Genomic DNA, 17,482 nt, shown 5'->3' with positions numbered 1-17,482 from the left:
GCCGTTTGCTTAACCGGTTAGGGCGTCAATCAGCGGACAGTCCCCTATCGGCCACAGTAGGCCATCTCCGTGCCGCGGGCTTCTGCACATAAACTGGAACGCGCCGGCACGGGGAGGGCCGGCGCATTCGAGGCGTCCTATCGCCGATCAACGGCTCGTTCTGAACGCCAGTGCCCGGCTCGTGTCGGATAGCCGTGCGACTTCAAGAGTGACCGACGCCTGGGTTTCCCGGACGCAACGCTGATGATCGACGCCATCCTGCACGCGGCGCACTTCGGCCTTGCCGCAAATCCGCTTGGCGGCTGCTTCGATACGCCCCTCCAGGGTCGCCATACCTTCCGGGCTGTTCAAGTTGAGGTCTGTATATTGCACTGGGATCGAGCGGGTCTCTGCCGAAGCCGGTGCGGTGCTGATGGCCAACGTCAGAGTGGCAAGGGCCGGTACGATGATCTTGCGCATGTCAGTCCTCCTTCTCGAGCTCAGAGACGACCGTGGCCGCCGGATTTCCTCGGGGGCGCTTTGGTAGGAGAAGCGCTCCGTCAGCCCGCCGGATGTAGGACGAGCGGACTTCAGGCTCCTTGGGGGTTCCGTGAAGGTTCGCTGAAGTTTTCCTGAAAGCCTGTGCGCAGTCGCGCGTATCAACGATTACTTTTGGCCCACCGGAAGGCCCAGCTTTCTCCTCATCAAGGCAAGCGACCTATGGTAACCTCTCGCCGCCGATAGTCCGGGGGACGAACGTTTGGACGAGGTTCGACTTGGATCCCGAATGCTCCAGCCGCACCGGCAATTGCTTGTGGGTGGTCGCCGGGAGCCTCTCGGCAAGCGCGCGCTCGACGTCTTGTCTTTTCTGGCGGAAGCTCAAGGTGCGATTGTCACGAAAGACGAGCTGCTCGACGCAGTCTGGCCGGGCATTGTCGTCGAAGAGAACGCCCTGCAGGTACACATCGTGGCTGTACGAAAGGCGCTCGGTCCTGAGGCTCATCGACTCAAGACCATCCGCAGCATCGGCTATCAGCTTGCGCTCGACCCTAGCGCGATAGCGGCCTCAAACGTCACCCCCGGGATTGCCGAACCGCAAGATCCGCGAGTCGGTCGGGGCGAACACCGAATACCGGTAGTACTACGGGCGTTGGCAGCAGGCGGGCCCGGAGATCAGACCGAAGCAGCGCTCGCCAGCGGAATCACCGACGAGCTGATCGTCAGACTGCGGCGAATGCCTGAACTGAGGATCGGCACCGCCGATCGTGAAGGCCAGGTGGTCACCGACGTTTTCGAGAACGCCTACATTATCGATGGAACCCTGCGCAGCAACGGCGACCGGCTGCGCGTGGCCGCGCGGCTCTCAAGCTCCGAGGGCGAGATTTTGTGGTCGCAGACCTTCGATCATCGGTTGGCCGATTTGTTCGACGTGCAGGAGCAAATCGCGGCGTCGATTGCCGACGCACTCAGCGTCTCCTTCGATGTCGGTGCAAATTCTGCCGAATATGGTGGTACCGATGACCCCGAAGCGTTCGCTGCCTACCTGCAATTCAGGGTGCATCAGCTTCATCCAGATCAGACCGTGCCAATGCGCTACCTCGAGCGGGCCATTTCGATCGATCCTGCCTACATCAAGGCACTGGGCGCGATGTCGACGTCTTACGGAATCCGCGCAGCCCATGCCGGTTCGAGGAAGGAGGCGCTGGAACTGCTGCTCGAACAGGACAAGTCCACCCAACGCGCTGTCGCCGCCAACCCGAACCTGTGGGTCGGACATGTCGCGCGCGGCTGGTACTATAACAATCGGCGAGACTTCCGCTCATGTGAGGCGAGCATGCAGCTCGCCGCCCAGCTCGACAAAGGTAACGACCCTGAGTTGCCCAAGCTGCTGGCACTTTACGCCTTTAGTGTCGGACGCACAAAGAAGGGCCTCGCCTTGCTCAACTCGGCGGCTCTCATCGACCCGATATATCGGCACGATCCGGCGTTCGTCTGGGGTTTTCTGCAATCGGAACAGTATGACGAAGCTGTCGATCTCTACGGCAGGTTGGCAGCAAGCGAGCCAGGCCGTCATCTGGCATTTTCGTCTTACGCCTTCTGGGCCCAGCTCTGCCTAGGAAATGAATGGGCTGCCATCCAATTTGCTCGCCAGCAGGGTATCGGGACAGGCGATGACTTGCTGGCTTTCAAGGCCGACGAGACTCTGCTCGCGATGCCTTCGGCGAAGGTCAAACAGTGGGCGGCCAATAAATATGGGGACGGCGGCCACTTTCAGCTGGTCAACGCGGCTCTCAACGCCGGCTACTGCAAGCACCCGCAACTCGCGATGGTGCTGATGGGGTTGGCTCTCGAGAGGCCCGGCAACTACGCGGTTTCTGCGTTCTGGAACCCGGCCCTGGCCGAGGCGCGGAAGACCGATGCCTTTGGGCAGCTAGTCGCCGAACTTGGCTTGGAGACGATGTGGCGCGAAAGCGGGGACTGGGGCGATTTCAGCCATCCCAGAGAGACAGGTGTTCAGTTTAAGTGAAACTGAACCCTTGCCTCGGACTATCTCGCGAGCGATCGAGTGTCCGCTTTCCAGCCCTTGCGCCCGTTCAGGAGCTAACGCTGCATGTTGCTCTCGTAAGGATCAATGCCCCAAGCGATGAGGCCTTTTTGGAGCTTGAAAAGCACGGCCGAAGCTTCCTTTGAACTGGATATCGCTGCCGCATCCGTCGCCGGGATTTGGTCCTCGCGAAGGACCATCAGGGGGCGCCCGCGCCCTCGCGGATAAGCACGGATGTTCAGCAAATCGCCAGCCCGGCTTCCTCGCAAAGGCTGTCGCACGCAGCCACGTTCAATGTCCGCCGCAGTTCGAAAGCGGACAAACCGCTCTCGCCTCATCGTAGACGTTCGCCGACCGAGGAAGCGCCGCTGCGCACGCGGGCAGTTGACAGAGTGAAGCCTCTAAACCTAGTCGATACTCATGGGGTCGCGATCACCCCATGAGGCGACATGCTGAAGTATCGCGTCCTCTCATGATCACGGACGCACTATGCCCAGCCTAAACGCCATAACACCCGAAAAACTGGTCCGACTGGTCGGGACGCCGCACTGTCCGGTCATCCTCGACATCCGCTCTGACGTCCCAGCCGACGGGCAAGCCGTACCAGGCTCGATCTTTCGCAACGTGAACGCCCTTGCCGAATGGGTCGAAGGCTTCGCCGGACAGGAAGTCATCGTGATCTGCGCCGATGGGCTGACCGACAGCCCTGGCATCGCTGCGTTCCTGAGGCATCATCAGAGTGATGCGAGGATTCTCGAAGGCGGGTTCGAACAATGGGCCAGGTTGGGCCAGCCGCTGATAGACCTGAGCAAAGTGATGAGATCGTCGGTTGAGACCGGCTCGATTTGGGTGACCCGCGCTCGCCCAAAGGTCGATCGAATTGCCTGCCCCTGGCTCATCCGGCGGTTTGTCGATCCCCAGGCGGTGTTCCTCTTCGTGACACCGGCTGAGATTCCTGAAGTCGCCGAGCGGTTCGGGGCGACCGCGTTCGACGTCGACGGCGTCTTCTGGAGCCATCGCGGCGAACTCTGCACCTTCGATATCATGGTGCAGGAGTTCGGCCTGGGATCGTTGGAGGCGCTCACTCGGCTCGCCGTGATCGTTCGCGGTGCGGATACGGCACGGCCTGAAATCGCGCCCCAGGCCAGCGGTCTGCTCGCCGCATCGCTCGGGCTTTCGCGCATGTTTTCCGATGACCTCAAGCAGCTCGACGCTGGAATGCTGCTTTACGATGCGTTTTTCCGCTGGAGCCGCGACGCCGTGGACGAGAGCCACGACTGGGTCTCCCACCAGCCGAAGCGACGCAGGGAGAAAGGCGGGGAGTAGCCCATGGCCGACGCTCTTCCAGCACCCGCCTCGGACGACCCCGCTGCCCCGCTTGATGCAGTTCAGCTCGTCACGGAAGCTCTGGCCGACCTGCGCTTTGGCACCATTGTTCTCACCATCCACGACGGCAAACTCGTGCAGGTGGATGTCACCAAGCGTCAGCGTTGGTGAACCCACGCCCGCCCCTCTCTGCCCACGGAGATATCAGCCCATGATCGACCTAACTCGCCGAACGACCCTTGGAGGGCTTGCCGCAGGGGCGGTCGGTCTCACGCTCGGGACGGCACAATCAGCGTCAGCACAGGAGCCACTCAAGATGGCAACTTCAGCCCCCGCGTTCGCTGGCCAGCATCAGCCCAAGCCCTTGCGCTTCGATCCGGCCAAACTCGATGGCCTGTCGGAACGCCTGATCCAGTCACACTGGGAGAACAACTACGGCGGCTCGGTGAAGACGTTGAACCTGATCGAGACCAGGCTTGCTGGCGCCGTGGCCGATCCTGACTACCCACCCGCAGCCTACGGCGGTCTCAAGCGCGAGGAGCTGCTCCGCACCGGCTCGGTGGTTCTCCACGAGATCTACTTCGACGGGCTCGGCGGAAACGGCCAGCCGGGTGGGAGCCTTCAACAGGCGCTCGCCGCGGCCTTCGGATCGTTCGATACCTGGCAAACCGACTTCAAGCGCTCCGCCATGGCGCTCGGTGGTGGCTCCGGCTGGGTTATCCTCGCCCACAACCAGCACACCGGTCAGCTGCACAACTATTGGTCATGGGACCACATGCACGGTCCAGTCATGAGCGTCCCGTTGCTGGTACTCGACATGTATGAACACAGCTACCAGATGGATTACGGCGCGGCGGCGGCGAAGTATATCGACGCCTTCCTGCGCAACGTGGACTGCGAGGTCGCGGACCAGCGCTTCGCTGCAGCTCGGTGAGATGTTGGGCCAACCACAGTGGACGTTCTCGATTTGACGAAGTCCGCTTTCGACTACGTCGCAGTGGCGCTACCTCGCTGGCACGCCCGCAAGCTCGCGTTCCGCTTCGTAGGGGCCATAAAACGTTGCCGAGTCATCAAGAGGGGGGCGGTACCGGATCCTGCGGAACTCGAGCCGAAGTTTGGCTTTCGACGATGAGGGTGACTTTCGCGCTGCCGCGACCCGCGTCCGCTACTAAGGAAGAGTGCGACGATGCGCGAGCGGGAAGCACAAGCCCGTTGCTGTATGGTTGAATGCAGGCACACCCCCTCCCGGGGCACGTGTCAGTTCTGGAAGTGCCCCTGTGCCTGGCGGGGGCTTTGTCATCTCCACTTTGGAAACACGAAGAGCTCCCCTGATCGCATCGCTCACTGATTGTGGACAGCTATCGATTATGGGCGCCGTTCTCCAGGCCAGCGCTGGCCCGCGAGAGCGCATCTTCAAACGTCGTCATTGCCAAATGAGCGGTCATGACTGCCAACGCGATTCCGGCGAATGCGACGATCAGCCAGTCAGCGAACCACGCAATTCGCTTACTGAGGTCGGCTATTGCGTCGATCCGGACCGGAGTGAGTGTACGGTGAGCAGCGGGCGCAGCGGGTTTTTCAATGTTTGAACGTGTTTTGCGCCGCCGGCCCAGTAGGCACTCCTGATCTACCTGGCACCTCGTCCGAATGCCGCAGCGCCCGTCGCCCGACCAAACCACACGGCCGACGATGGAAATCGTGCCATGGCGAAGCTCGACAACCATGCCTCTGGGCAGCCTGCATTTCAGCATTACGCCGTGGCGAGAGACGTTTCCAATCGAGACATCGGACCAGCCTTCTACCGTGCGCATACGCACAGGTAGATGCGTAGCGTGACGTTGCTCGCGCGGCTTGAAGTCTGCCATTTTTTTTTGGGGCCCTCAAGATCAATCGAGCTGCTGCGCGAGATCAGGCCACGAGCGATCTAGTCGGCGCCAAGGCGCGCCCAACTTCGTCTTTCGATGCCGGCCCTCCAAAGAGATGACCCTGGCCGTATGGACAGCCCATGGCGACTAGCAAAGCTCGCTGAAGCTCGTTCTCAACGCCCTCGGCGACTACATCGATTCTGAGCTGTTGGGCCAAATCGACTACTGCTGATACGATTGCCCGGACCTCGTAATCGCCAGTCATCTTGCAAACGAACGATCTGTCGATCTTCACGACGTCGACCGGAAAATCCCGAAGATGTGACAGGCTCGAGTGGCCCGTGCCGAAGTCGTCCAGGGCAATGCGCACGCCGGCCCGGTGCAGCACGTGCAAGGCCCGCGCGACGAATGCCGAGCCCCGATTGAGAAAGGCATGCTCTGTCACTTCGATTTCAACCAGCGCCGGGGGGACCTGGTGATGATGCAACCGCTCGATCAGGCGCTCAGCGAAGTCATCGCGTAAGAACTCTGCGGGTGCCGCGTTGATGGCCACCGAGCCGAACTGCAGCCCGGCGTCGAGCCAGCTCCGCATGTCCATGAAAACTCTTCGCTGTACCAGGGCCCCGATTTTGGACGACAGTTCATAGTCCTTGAAGGCCGCCTCGACGGCTTCGGGTAGCTGGTATTGGCCTGCACTTCGCCACCTTAAAAGGGCTTCGAAGCCGATGACTTCCCCCGTCCGAACTTTGGCCTTCTGCTGATAGTGCGGCTCCACCGTCTTTTCTGACAAGGCCCCTCTCGCGAGGCTCAGCTGAGAAGCGACCCGTTGTGCCTCTTCGCGCATGCGAGCATCGAAGAGCTGGATTCCCCCGCGTCCCCCTCGCTTGCGGGCGTAGAGCGCGATGTCTGCGTTTCGCAAAAGATCCCTCGCCTCCTCGGCATCCCGAGGAAAGACCGCACCCCCAAAGCTGCACCCGATGTTGATCGTGCGATGCTCGTATCGGATCGCCTTCCTCAGTTCGCTTCCGATCGCCTCGCCGGTCGCGCGCAACTGGTCGTCGTGGGCACATTCTTCGACAATGACGGCAAATTCATCCCCGCCGATGCGGGCCACGAAGTCCGTTGCGCGGAGTCGCCGCTTGAGCCGGGACGAGAACACCCTTAGCAAGTGGTCGCCTGCAACGTGCCCAAGTGTGTCGTTCACGTGCTTGAAGTGATCGAGATCGATCAGCAGCAATCCGACCCGCGATCCGGATTTACTCGCTCGCATCGTCGCGTCTTGGAGATGTCTTTCGAAGGCACGGCGATTGGGAAGCTCAGTCAGAGCATCGTGGTCGCAGGCCCATCGCAGTTGTTCAGCAATTGTATGCTCGCGCGTTATGTCACGCGATATCGCCACGCTTCGAACCACCTCTCCGCGCTCGTTGCGGACCGGCGAAACGAGCACGTCCCACCAGCGCAGGGTTCCTTTTGCGGTGGGGCAGAATGCAGAAAAGCGATGGCCCTCACCAGCGCGGGACCGTTCCAGGGCATCGCCAATGTGGCCCTTGGCCGCGTCGGGCCACAGATCGGCCCAGGCACGGCCGATCAACGAGCCCAGGCTATCAAATTCCAGGGTCTTGAGACCAGGCGTGTTGATGTATTCGATCCGGCCGTCCAACCCTATGAGCTTGATGCAATCTCCCCTGGCATCGCAGACGCTCTGCAACGCGTCGACGAAGGCGGACGGACCGGCGATCTTGAGCATAGGGGGCGTTCCAGAAAGAGTGATCAAGGTTGAGTCCGCCTAGCGGCCGTCCCCTCAGGGCAGACGCTTCGGCCGGCGGGGTGCCAACCGCATGCTCAATTGGGGGATAGCTCGGACAACAGTAACGTAACGCCCGGCCAGGTCGGTAGACGGGTTGCGGCCTGTTGCGCCGCGTCGCGGTGCCCCGCCGCCGACAGCTCTACAAAGGCGATGCTCCGTCCGCGCGAATCCAGCAGGTCTGCTCTGTACCTTTCCATCTTTCCCCCAAACTGATGCCGCATGGATGCGGCTTCGAACATGGGAGGTTCAATGCGCCATTGGCATTTTAGGTAATATTCACAGAACGATACCGTGAGAGTCCTATCGTTATCGCACTCCGTAGTGCTACGAGGGTCGGCCCCTCGTGGCACATGCTAGCGGCTCCCGCGTTGCTAGAGCATCTCGCGGAGCCCGTCAGACAGTGCTGCCCATTTACATCATCGACGATGATACACACGTTCGCCAGGCCTTGGTCATGCTCTGCCGCTCCATGGATCTCGCCGCACGGCCGTTCGCGGGCGCCGCTGATTTTCTTGATGACCTGCCATTTCTTGAGCCAGGCGCGGTTATCGTGGATCTGCGAATGCCTGACGTTTCGGGGCTCGATCTTCTTGCTGCGATGCACGAGCGCGACTGCTTGTGGCCCACCGTCGTCATTACGGGACATGGCGACATTGCGGCCGCCGTGCAGGCCATGAAACTGGGAGCCGTCGATTTCCTGCAAAAGCCGTTCACCGATGAGGAATTCGAAATTGCCGTAAATGAGTGCGCGCGAAGACTGCCGGAGGCCATTCAACGGTCGCTTCGCTCAAAGGCGAACCGCCGCGCATTGGATAAGTTGACCCCGCGAGAGCGGGAGGTGTTCGACGGGGTCGTTGCGGGTCACACCAGCAAGGCAATCGCGGTGCGTCTCGGGCTTAGCCACCGCACTGTGGAGACCTACAGACTGAGCATGATGGCGAAGCTGGGCGCCCAGCGGCTCCATGATCTTCTTGCCATCGGCAGCTCAGGCGAAGGGATGTTCAAATGACCCTCCTGCAAAAGGCAGCGTCACTGCCGAACGGCGAACTGCTGGGGCAGATACTCACTGGCCTGCTCAGGTCGGGAGCGCCCAAGATCCTGATCTGGGGTGCGCGTTTCCACGCCTTTTGCAATGAAGCTTACGCAGATCTCGACCCGTTAATGGACATGAACCGCAACGGCGAGACCTTCGCGACGCTGCTGCCCGATGTGTGGACGCAAATCCGCGAATCCCTGGTGCAATCCTTGCAGGGCACCGAGCGGTTGAGCGCTCAGGTCTCGCTGGTGCGCGAAGTTCAGGGCCAGGCTGTACCGCTTCATTACAATGCCTTTTTTACGCCCTTGTACGGGAGGGCGGCGAGCGCCGGTGGGGTATTAATCGACATCCAGGAGACTACTGAAGATCGGCCCTTGAGCCAGAGGCTGCTTTTTGAAAAGCGGCAAATGCAGCAACTGTTTGGAGAGCTGCCTGTTCTGATGGCCTATGGCCGTGGGGAGGAACTCCGGCTCCAGTTCGTCAATACCGCGTTCCGCAAGTTCTTCGGCTTTCGACCACTCGATGGTCTGACAGTCGAAGAAGCTATTCCCGAGGCGGTCGAGCAGGGATTTGTGACCTTGCTGAGGGAAGTACTGCGGACTGGCGAGCCCTTCATCGGCAACGACACGCCCGTCCGATTTCACTCCGGGTCGGACGAGCCAGTCAAGTACATCGACTTTATCTACCAGCCGGTCAAAAACTCCCAGGGCAAACCCATTGGAATTCTTTGCACGGGTGTTGATGTCACCGATCAACACAACATGAAGGCTGACAGCGACAGGTTCAAACACCGAGCCCTGCATGAATCGCGGATCAACGCGATGGGGACGATGGCCATGACGCTGGCCCATGAACTCAATCAACCTTTGGCCGCAGCCGCAAGTTACCTGTCGGCCGCGCGACGCTCGCTGAAGAAATCCAGCAGCGAGGATGACCCGGCCTTCGCCCTGCTTAATCTCGGCATCGATCAGATTAAACGTGCGGGCAACATTATCGGGCGAGCAACGCCTCTATTACGGACCGGCGAGGCCACCCTGCGTGAAGTCTCCATTTCCAACGCGGTCGATCACGCAGTGTCCTTGCTCTCGGCTTGCCCACAATTCGAGCTGACGATAACAAAGGACATTCCGCCAGATGCAGGCACTGTCCTGGCAGACGAGATCCAGCTCGAACAAGTGCTGGTTAACCTCTTCCGGAACGCTTCCCAGGCCGCGAAGGACGCTGTGCGAAAGGAACTGTTGGTATCCAGCCGAGCCCTGCCCAAGAACCGGATAAGGATATGCGTGCGCGACTTTGGTCGGGGTATAGGGGACGAAGAAATCGGTCGAATATTTGAATTGGGACAGCGGGGCCATCGGACGGGACTAGGGATCGGCTTGCCGCTCAGCCGGACGCTTGTAGAGGCCAACGGCGGGTTCATGTGGGCAGTCAACGCTGAAGGTGGCGGGGCCGAATTCCATCTGGAGCTCAATCGACCCTCCCGCTCGGGCAAATGAAGTCCGGCATCGTCAACGGGTTGCCGCAAACCTATTGCGCTCATCTGACTGGCGTTCCTGGCGTTGCGAACACAACTAGCCGGGCGAGTTCCCGCGGCATGGACAAGTTTTGGACAGGGGCAATTAAAGTCGTCGCCAGCGCAGATCCAAGCAAGAATAGCCTGAACCAGCTGCCGATCCGAAACTGACCGGAAAGGCGCGCTCGATCTTCCATGCGCGGCCGCGCATGGAAGATCGAGCGCGGTTTGGTGAAAAGTACTGATGCGTACAGGCCCGAACCGCATCCCCTCGCGCTTTCGGCGGGTCGAGGGCCTCAAATCTTTTTAGCGCTCATCGAGTCGGGGTTGCCGGTTGCGGAGCATCCCGTTGGAGATGAACGGCTGGCCAGACCGACCTTGGTCACGTTTGCTCCCTGTTCGTGTTTCTCGCCCCTTGAAAGCCGAAATCGTTGAACTAGATTTTTTCCGCCGGGCGCCGATTTCGGGTCCGGTGGGACATAGAGAGCGCCGGCTCTTTTGCCCCGGCGCGCCTCATGCCCAGATTGCTTCGCAAGGAGGATTTGGAGATGAGAACCACTTTTGACTTTGCACCCTATCGCCGCTCGACCGTCGGCTTTGATCGCCTCTTCGATCTGCTTGAGACCGAGATGAGGGGCGAGGGCGGGGACGGCTATCCAGCTTTCGATATCGCGGCTGAGGGTGAAGATCGCTATCAGATCACACTTGCCGTGCCCGGCTATACTTCGAGTGACATCGCGGTCGTCGCCCGGCAGAACCAGCTGACAGTCACGGGCAAGCGCCCTGAGGGCACGGACCAGAGCCGATACCTGCACCAGGGTATCCTGATCCGGCCGTTCGAGCGACACTTCCAGCTCGCAGACTTCATCCAAGTCGAAGGGGCCAAGTTGCAGGACGGCCTGCTAGGCATTGTCCTTAAAAGGGTCGTGCCTGACGCTATGAAGCCTCGTCGTATCGAGATTGGGGTCGGTCCATCCGGTCAGGAACAGATTGAAGATCTATCTGAGGATCGCTCCGCAGCAGCCTGAACTGATGCCCGCCGGTGGTGCTTCAGTCTCCACCGGCGGGCAGCGCGTTGTGCGTGTGAGAAGCAAGGCGACAGCAAGAAAGGAGAACTCCGGTGTCGCGGTTATACCGATATGCTTACCCGGTCGACCAAGTCGACCGGCCGACGTTTGAGCCTGAAGTCAAGCAAGCCATTCTCGCCTCCTGGAGGCAAGGCACCCCGACAACGCGGACTTTGCAAACCTCGCCGCGAACCGGCCGCGCCTGTTCCCGCGTGGATCTCGCAACTGGCGGAGCCGGACAGCAGAGATGACCCAGGGGGAGAAAAGGTCATGCCAACCTACACGCTCAGCTATCAGGACGATGGTCTGGGATGCGCGAGACGAATCGAGTTCGATGCGCTCGATGCTAGCGCAGCTCTCAGGATCGCCCAGCAAACCAAACCGGGCAGGAGTGCAGTGCTTTCCGAGGGCAGGAGACCGCTTTGTCGGATCAAGCGCCAGGCGCTCGGCCCTTCCTCGGATGTCTGGGTTGTGGAACCCGTGTTGCCCGGCAGCCGGTTAACACCGCATCCGTCGTAATGATGCGGGGCCCGTTCCGGGCCCCGCAAGACGGGCAAGGTTTAAAGCGTCTGGGGTGCGATCTATGCGAAGGAAGCCGCGATTGTTAATCTCTGGACTCAGGCTGCTTGGGCCAAAGCTGTATTCCCGTTGGTAATAGAACGGGAGGCAACGCAAGGGGATGATTATGCCTCGCTTTCCCTCGGACGATCCTGAGCCTCGCTCGGATCAAGGCTATACCCAGATCATGAAGCAGAACATTCTTGCGACACGCGAACGCGGCTTGCGCGAGATCGAGGACGCAGAGGAGCAGGGCGATCGGGACCGCGCGAGGAAGGCGCGTGATCGGGTGCGCGAGGCTCAGGTAAAGATCAATCTCTATGGGTGGGATCGCTAGGCGCGCCTATCGGCTCATCGAGTTCTCGTCGGCTGGTTTACGCGCCGGCCTTTGTTGGGGGCTTACGGCGCGCCCGGATCTGAAATGAGCGGCTCCGACCAACTGTTCCAGAGTTGACATGGGGTTCACTAGGGCGACCAGGTCGCTCGAAGTCCCTAGGACCAACCGTCGGCAACCTTGCGGACATGCGTTTCTCGCGGAGCGACAACGACAGTGAAGGGCAAGCGGCCTTGTGCCGCTGCACACTTGGCTGTCGGTCCACGTGGCCGGGCTCGTGACGTTCTCTGCCAGAACCCCCGCCCTGAGACCCATGTCGCGGGCACAATTCCTCGTCATGCGCGTTAATGTGTCCAAATTTGGGGAGCATTCATGACGCGCGCGGTGGAAGGGAAGGACGCCGTATCTTCCAATCCGGCTCTGGCCGGAGTCGATGGGCTGGATGAAATCCTGGGAGGCGGATTTACCCGCGGTCGGCTCTTTCTGCTTGAAGGAAATCCCGGGACCGGAAAAACCACGATCGCCACGCAGTTCCTGAACGAGGGCGTAAGGCGCGGTGAGAAATGCCTCTACATAACGCTATCGGAAACAGAGAACGAACTTCGCGAAAGCGCCACTTCGCACGGTTGGGATCTTCAGGGAATTTCGATATTCGAACTGGTCCCGCCAGAAACCCTGCTTGACGATGACCAGCAGCAAAGTCTGCTTTACTCATCGGATCTTGAGCTAGGCGAAGTAACCAAGCGCATCTTTACAGAGTTCGAGCGGGTTCAGCCCGACCGTGTGGTACTCGACAGCCTGTCGGAAATTCGGCTCCTGGCGCAAAGCTCCATGCGCTATCGCCGACAGGTTCTGGCCTTGAAGCACTTCCTCTCAAGACAGGGGGCGACTGTGCTGATGCTCGATGACCTCACGACCGACACCATGGACAAGACGGTGCACTCCATCGCGCACGGAGTCCTGCGCCTCGAGGAACTATGGCCTGAGTACGGGGCGGAGCGCCGGCGACTGCGGGTGCTAAAATATCGCGGCCGCCGATACCGGGGAGGTTTTCACGATTTCAGCATCGAGACCGGGGGCGTTCGAACGTTTCCGCGACTGGTTTCCTCCAAAACCCACGGTAATATCCAGCGCGAGCCACTGGCAACGGGTTTGGCCGAGCTCGATGCACTTTTGGGCGGGGGTCTGGAGCGAGGCTCCAGCACGCTCGTGCTCGGTCCTGCTGGAACGGGCAAATCCCTCCTCACCCTCACCTTCGTAGCAGCAGCGATCAGACGGGGAGAGCGAGCCGCCGTCTTCATCTTCGATGAGGAGATAGGGCTGCTCTTCAATCGCGCCTTGGGTCTAGGCATAGATCTGCAGAACTTGTCAGACCAGGGAAGCTTAGTCGTCGAGCAAGTAGACGCAGCCGAACTCTCGCCAGGAGAATTCTCCCAGCGAGTTCGAAAATGCGTCGAAGACCATGATGTGCAAACGATCGTGATAGACAGCTTGAATGGGTATCAGGCGGCAATGCCCGAAGAAAAGGCGCTGGTCCTGCACATGCATGAACTGCTGCAATATCTTAATAGACGGGGAGCATCGACCTTTCTGACCGTGGCACAGCACGGTTTGGTCGGGGATATGAAATCGCCGGTGGACGTAACCTATTTAGCCGATACCGTTATATTACTGCGTTATTTTGAAGCATTCGGGCGCGTTCGTCGGGCCATCTCGAACATCAAGAAGCGCACAGGTTCCCACGAGGACACCATTCGAGAGTATCGTATCGGAGGGGACGGCATACGGATCGGTGCGCCGATAGCCGGCTTTCAAGGCGTTTTGCGCGGTGTTCCTACCTTCACCGGCGATGGACCGAACTTGTTAAAAGACCTCCCGTGATCCCCGAGATCTCCGAAAGTGCCCTAGTCCTGGCTCCTCAGGGTCGCGACGCGGCGATAGCGGGGTCCATTCTAGCCGAGGCAAGAATCCGATCGAAGGTCTGCGTATCGGTTGTAGATCTGGTTTGCGAAATGGAAGCGGGGGCTGGCTTTGCCGTATTGACCGAAGAGGCCATTCGGGAGGTAGACCTCAAGCCGTTGTCGACCTGGATCAAGGCCCAGCCCGAATGGTCCGATTTCCCCTTTATCCTGCTGACGCACAAGGGCGGCGGGCTCGAACGCAATCCCGCGGCCGAAGCCTTGCTGGCCCTGCTGGGAAACGTGACTTTCCTCGAGCGGCCCTTTCATCCCACCACTTTGGTAAGCCTCGCCCGATCGGCCCTTCGTTCCCGTCGACGGCAATATGACGCTCGTTCGCGACTGGACGAGCTGCGGGCTGGGGCCGCCAAGTACCGGTCTCTATTCGAGTCCATTGACGCGGGCTTTTGCATTTTTGAATTGGTCTTTGACGCGAACGGCAAGCCGATCGACTACACGTTCCTGGAAGCGAACCCGGCCTTCGAACGTCAGACCGGCCTCACGAATGTCATTGGACGAAGGGTCAGATCAATCCTACCGGGCCTCGAGCAATCATGGTTCGATGTATACGGAGAGGTAGTCAAAACCGGCGAGCCGCAGAGGTTCGAAAGGCATACTGAGGCTCTCGGCGACATCTGGTTTGAAGTTCTTGCGTTCGCCGCCGGGCCGCCCGGTTCTTCCCAGGTGGCGGTGCTGTTCAATGATATTTCTGAACGCCGCCGAATGGAGAACGCGCTACACCTGAACGACGAAAGATTGCGGCGCCTCAATGATAATCTCGAACAAAGAGTCGAGGAGCGCACGGCTGAATTGTCACTGGCACAAGGTCAATTGCGCCAGTCGCAGAAGCTTGAGGCCATCGGACAATTGACCGGCGGAGTGGCGCATGATTTCAACAATTTGCTTATGGCTGTCTTGAGCGGCCTTACCCTGTTGAGGAAGCGGGTCCCCCAGGATCCGGCGTTGTTGCGACTAATCGACAACGCCGCACAAGGCGCGGAACGCGGAGCACTCTTGACCCAGCGCATGCTCGCCTTCGCCCGCAGACAGGACCTGGCGTCCGAGAGGATCGACATAGCCGGGGCTGGTGCGGGGAATGACCGATTTGATCGAACGAACACTGGGGCCGGCATGGCCGCTCCAGGTGGAACTGAGTGAGGATATCCCGCCGGTAGTGGGTGATCCCAATCAACTGGAAATGGCGCTACTCAATCTGGCCGTGAACGCCCGCGATGCGATGGCGGACGGCGGTTGCGTGCGTATCACGACGGAGCGCCGACTGATCGCCGCTGATGAAACGACCGCCGATGGACTGTTGCCCGGCCTCTACGTGGGCCTGACGGTTGCCGATTCCGGACACGGTATGGACGAAGCGACGCTGGAGAAAGCGACAGAGCCGTTCTTTACCACCAAAGGTGTGGGCAAGGGTACGGGGCTTGGCCTGCCGATGGTCCATGGACTGGCCAAGCAGCTGGGCGGGAGTTTCCAGATCCGCAGCCAGGTGGGCGTGGGCACAACCGCGATCTTGTGGTTACCGGCGGCAGGCGCTCATCATGAAACGGAGGTGCTGCCGGCCCGTCCGATCACGGCTTTGACATCGAGGTCGCTTAAGGTGCTGGCGGTGGATGATGACCCTTTGGTCCTCATGAATACCGGCGCCCTCCTGGAAGATCTGGGCCACGAAGTTTTCGAAGCCATTTCGGCCGAAAATGCCCTCGCGCTTTTGCAGGAACATCCTGATATCGACGTGCTTATCACCGATCAGGCCATGCCCCACATGACCGGCGCGCAGCTGGTACAGGAACTGACGCGGCTAAGGCCCGAACTGCCGATCATCCTTGCCACCGGGTATGGCGAATTGCCTGCCGGCTTCAAGCAGTCGGTGATCAAATTGACGAAGCCCTTTAGCCAGGCCTTGCTCGAAAATGCGCTCGCCCAGGCGCTGGATATCTGATGCGCATTCTTCCAACGTTCTCGAGCGCCGAATCTTGAAGGGGAATGTCAATCCACCTGAGGGCAAAGGGGGACGTCCTGCTCTTCAGGTGCGGTATAAAGGTCCGCCCCACGAGACGGCGCGGCTCGGGAGGTGTGACAGCGGCAACCCAGGGTCGCTGAATTAATTGACAATAAATGGTCATCGCCGATGGTTATAGGCTCTCGCCTCGAACCACACCTTAGGGAAGGGATGGCGACAATCGGAACACCCCTGGAGTTCTCAGCCTTCAAAGCGCATCATCCCTTGAGGCCAAGGCAATCCGTTGGTCGAAGGGCCCTCGCTCGAACCGCAAATCAGCTAACGACAACGGACCCTGCAAATATCCGAACGATCGGGACCGGCATGGACGTTCGCGGTGCATCCGTCACGTTCCGCTGCGCCAATTGCGGAAGGCTCTCGCCCCTCTGCTCTTTAGGAGTGGGGGCAAGAGGAGTTATCCAATGGCTGAAGAATTTACCGACGCGATTGCCCTGCTCAAAGCCGATCACCGCAAGGTCAGGACCTGTTCGCCGAGTACGAAAATGCCAGCGGCGATGGGCGCAAGCAGGCGATCGCCGAGCAAATCTGCACCGAGCTCAAGATTCACACGGCGATCGAGGAAGAGATTTTCTACCCGGCGCTGGAGGGCCAGATCGACGACGATCTGCTCAGCGAGGCCTACGTCGAGCACGATGGCGCAAAAGTCCTGATCAATGACATCATGGAGGGTGGGCCGGAGGACGAGTTCTACGACGCCAAGGTGAAGGTCTTGAGCGAAGAGATCGACCATCACGTCAAGGAAGAGGAAGCGCCTGGCGAAGGCCTGTTTGCCCAGGCGCGCAAAGGCAGAGGTCGATCTCGTCGAGCTGCGCGACCGCATGGCCGCGCCCAAGGAAGAGTTGAGGGCGCAGGCCGAAGGCGAAGGTCTGCCGCCCGCGCAGCTTACGGCAGTGACCGAATGATGGCCAGCACTGAGAGCAAGCCCGCCCTCGAGCCTATTTCGTCTCCAGAACCTGGCGCCGAGAAATCTCGGTGAGCCCGCGCCCAGGACTCCGGGACGCTGTAGCGCCTAGGACTATCAGACATTAACTTGGGAACAGGCGTCTTGCGCGCCGCATTTAGGAAGTGGACGCGCCGCCCTCTAAAAACGGCACGTCCACCTTTAAGCAGGGTCGCAATATGTTTGAAGGCGCACTCAACTACTACCGTCAAAGAGCTCGGGAAGAGCATCGAAAGGCCCTCGCCGCTGAAGATCTCTTCTTGAAAGATGTTCATCTTAGTTTCGCCGAGACTTACACCAAGAGGGTTCAAAGACTGGAAAGTGGTCAACTCGACCCCAATCTCGACCGACTATTTCTCTATATGCAGCGCAGCGCCCAGTCCACAAACCCGAGTTCTGAGCCGGACAAGTCGTAAACGGCACCAAAGTTGGCATTCATGAGCGACGAGGCACGCGCGCACGAACCGGTCGGCCGCAACCCACTTGAGCGCGGGGTTCCGATGACCGACAACTGACAGA

Annotated in this window: 15 protein-coding genes and 1 pseudogene; 13 read left to right on the top strand and 3 right to left on the bottom strand. The window is 60.0% G+C overall.

The genetic code is table 11. From position 1 onward, the window contains the following. Positions 1-147: 147 nt before the first annotated feature. On the bottom strand, positions 148-459 hold the full coding sequence (locus tag ASD76_RS08365; protein WP_055921089.1) for a UrcA family protein: 312 nt from the start codon (positions 457-459) through the stop codon (positions 148-150). 307 nt (positions 460-766) lie between these two features. On the opposite strand from ASD76_RS08365, the gene ASD76_RS08360 reads away from it, so the two are divergent. The 4 genes from ASD76_RS08360 (at position 767) to ASD76_RS08345 (ending at position 4,784) form a co-directional block, all read left to right on the top strand. Beyond that, a complete protein-coding gene (locus ASD76_RS08360) occupies positions 767-2,506 on the top strand; it encodes a winged helix-turn-helix domain-containing protein (protein WP_055921086.1) in 1,740 nt (579 codons plus the stop codon). A gap of 507 nt (positions 2,507-3,013) precedes the next feature. Continuing rightward, a complete protein-coding gene (locus ASD76_RS08350) occupies positions 3,014-3,850 on the top strand; it encodes a chromate resistance protein ChrB domain-containing protein (RefSeq protein WP_055921081.1) in 837 nt (278 codons plus the stop codon). A 3-nt stretch (positions 3,851-3,853) separates the two neighbouring features. Next, positions 3,854-4,021 carry a YezD family protein gene (locus ASD76_RS17930; protein WP_082553682.1) on the top strand — a complete coding sequence of 56 codons (168 nt, stop codon included), beginning with the start codon at positions 3,854-3,856 and terminating at the stop codon, positions 4,019-4,021. Positions 4,022-4,166: 145 nt separating this feature from the next. Continuing rightward, positions 4,167-4,784 (top strand): superoxide dismutase, encoded by a 618-nt coding sequence (locus ASD76_RS08345; protein ID WP_235506579.1) that lies wholly within the window; start codon positions 4,167-4,169, stop codon positions 4,782-4,784. 424 nt (positions 4,785-5,208) lie between these two features. On the opposite strand, the gene ASD76_RS08340 is transcribed toward ASD76_RS08345, so the two are convergent. Further along, the gene (locus ASD76_RS08340) at positions 5,209-5,715 is read right to left on the bottom strand and encodes a PilZ domain-containing protein (RefSeq protein ID WP_156457596.1); all 507 of its coding nucleotides are present in this window, start codon (positions 5,713-5,715) and stop codon (positions 5,209-5,211) included. 43 nt (positions 5,716-5,758) lie between these two features. Beyond that, complete coding sequence (locus tag ASD76_RS08335; protein WP_055921073.1) at positions 5,759-7,462, bottom strand: putative bifunctional diguanylate cyclase/phosphodiesterase; 1,704 nt, start codon at positions 7,460-7,462, stop codon at positions 5,759-5,761. A gap of 460 nt (positions 7,463-7,922) precedes the next feature. On the opposite strand from ASD76_RS08335, the gene ASD76_RS08325 reads away from it, so the two are divergent. The 9 genes and pseudogenes from ASD76_RS08325 to ASD76_RS08290 all read left to right on the top strand — a co-directional run bounded on the left by ASD76_RS08325 (position 7,923) and on the right by ASD76_RS08290 (position 17,379). Then, positions 7,923-8,531 (top strand): response regulator transcription factor, encoded by a 609-nt coding sequence (locus tag ASD76_RS08325; RefSeq protein WP_055921067.1) that lies wholly within the window; start codon positions 7,923-7,925, stop codon positions 8,529-8,531. After that, positions 8,528-10,054 (top strand): ATP-binding protein, encoded by a 1,527-nt coding sequence (locus ASD76_RS08320; RefSeq protein WP_055921064.1) that lies wholly within the window; start codon positions 8,528-8,530, stop codon positions 10,052-10,054. Before ASD76_RS08325 ends, ASD76_RS08320 begins: the two co-directional genes overlap by 4 nt. 565 nt (positions 10,055-10,619) lie before the next feature. Continuing rightward, the gene (locus ASD76_RS08315) at positions 10,620-11,099 is read left to right on the top strand and encodes an Hsp20 family protein (protein WP_055923080.1); all 480 of its coding nucleotides are present in this window, start codon (positions 10,620-10,622) and stop codon (positions 11,097-11,099) included. A 724-nt stretch (positions 11,100-11,823) separates the two neighbouring features. Further along, positions 11,824-12,033, top strand: coding sequence for a hypothetical protein (locus tag ASD76_RS08310; protein ID WP_156457595.1), 210 nt, complete (start codon positions 11,824-11,826; stop codon positions 12,031-12,033). 369 nt (positions 12,034-12,402) lie between these two features. Then, positions 12,403-13,911, top strand: a complete 1,509-nt coding sequence (locus ASD76_RS08305; protein ID WP_055921058.1) for an ATPase domain-containing protein — start codon at positions 12,403-12,405, stop codon at positions 13,909-13,911. Positions 13,912-14,069: 158 nt separating this feature from the next. After that, positions 14,070-15,146 (top strand): PAS domain-containing protein, encoded by a 1,077-nt coding sequence (locus ASD76_RS18610; protein ID WP_235506578.1) that lies wholly within the window; start codon positions 14,070-14,072, stop codon positions 15,144-15,146. Further along, positions 15,085-15,942, top strand: a complete 858-nt coding sequence (locus ASD76_RS18605; RefSeq protein ID WP_235506576.1) for an ATP-binding protein — start codon at positions 15,085-15,087, stop codon at positions 15,940-15,942. The genes ASD76_RS18610 and ASD76_RS18605 overlap by 62 nt, the downstream gene beginning before the upstream one ends. Positions 15,943-16,424: 482 nt before the next feature. Further along, positions 16,425-16,925: pseudogene (locus ASD76_RS17920) on the top strand (hemerythrin domain-containing protein). 163 nt (positions 16,926-17,088) lie between these two features. Then, complete coding sequence (locus tag ASD76_RS08290) at positions 17,089-17,379, top strand: hypothetical protein (protein ID WP_156457594.1); 291 nt, start codon at positions 17,089-17,091, stop codon at positions 17,377-17,379. Positions 17,380-17,482: the final 103 nt, after the last annotated feature.

Source organism: Altererythrobacter sp. Root672 (genome assembly GCF_001427865.1).
In the GTDB taxonomy this organism is placed as follows: Bacteria; Pseudomonadota; Alphaproteobacteria; order Sphingomonadales; family Sphingomonadaceae; genus Croceibacterium_A.
This window is presented reverse-complemented; position numbering and strand designations above follow the sequence as displayed.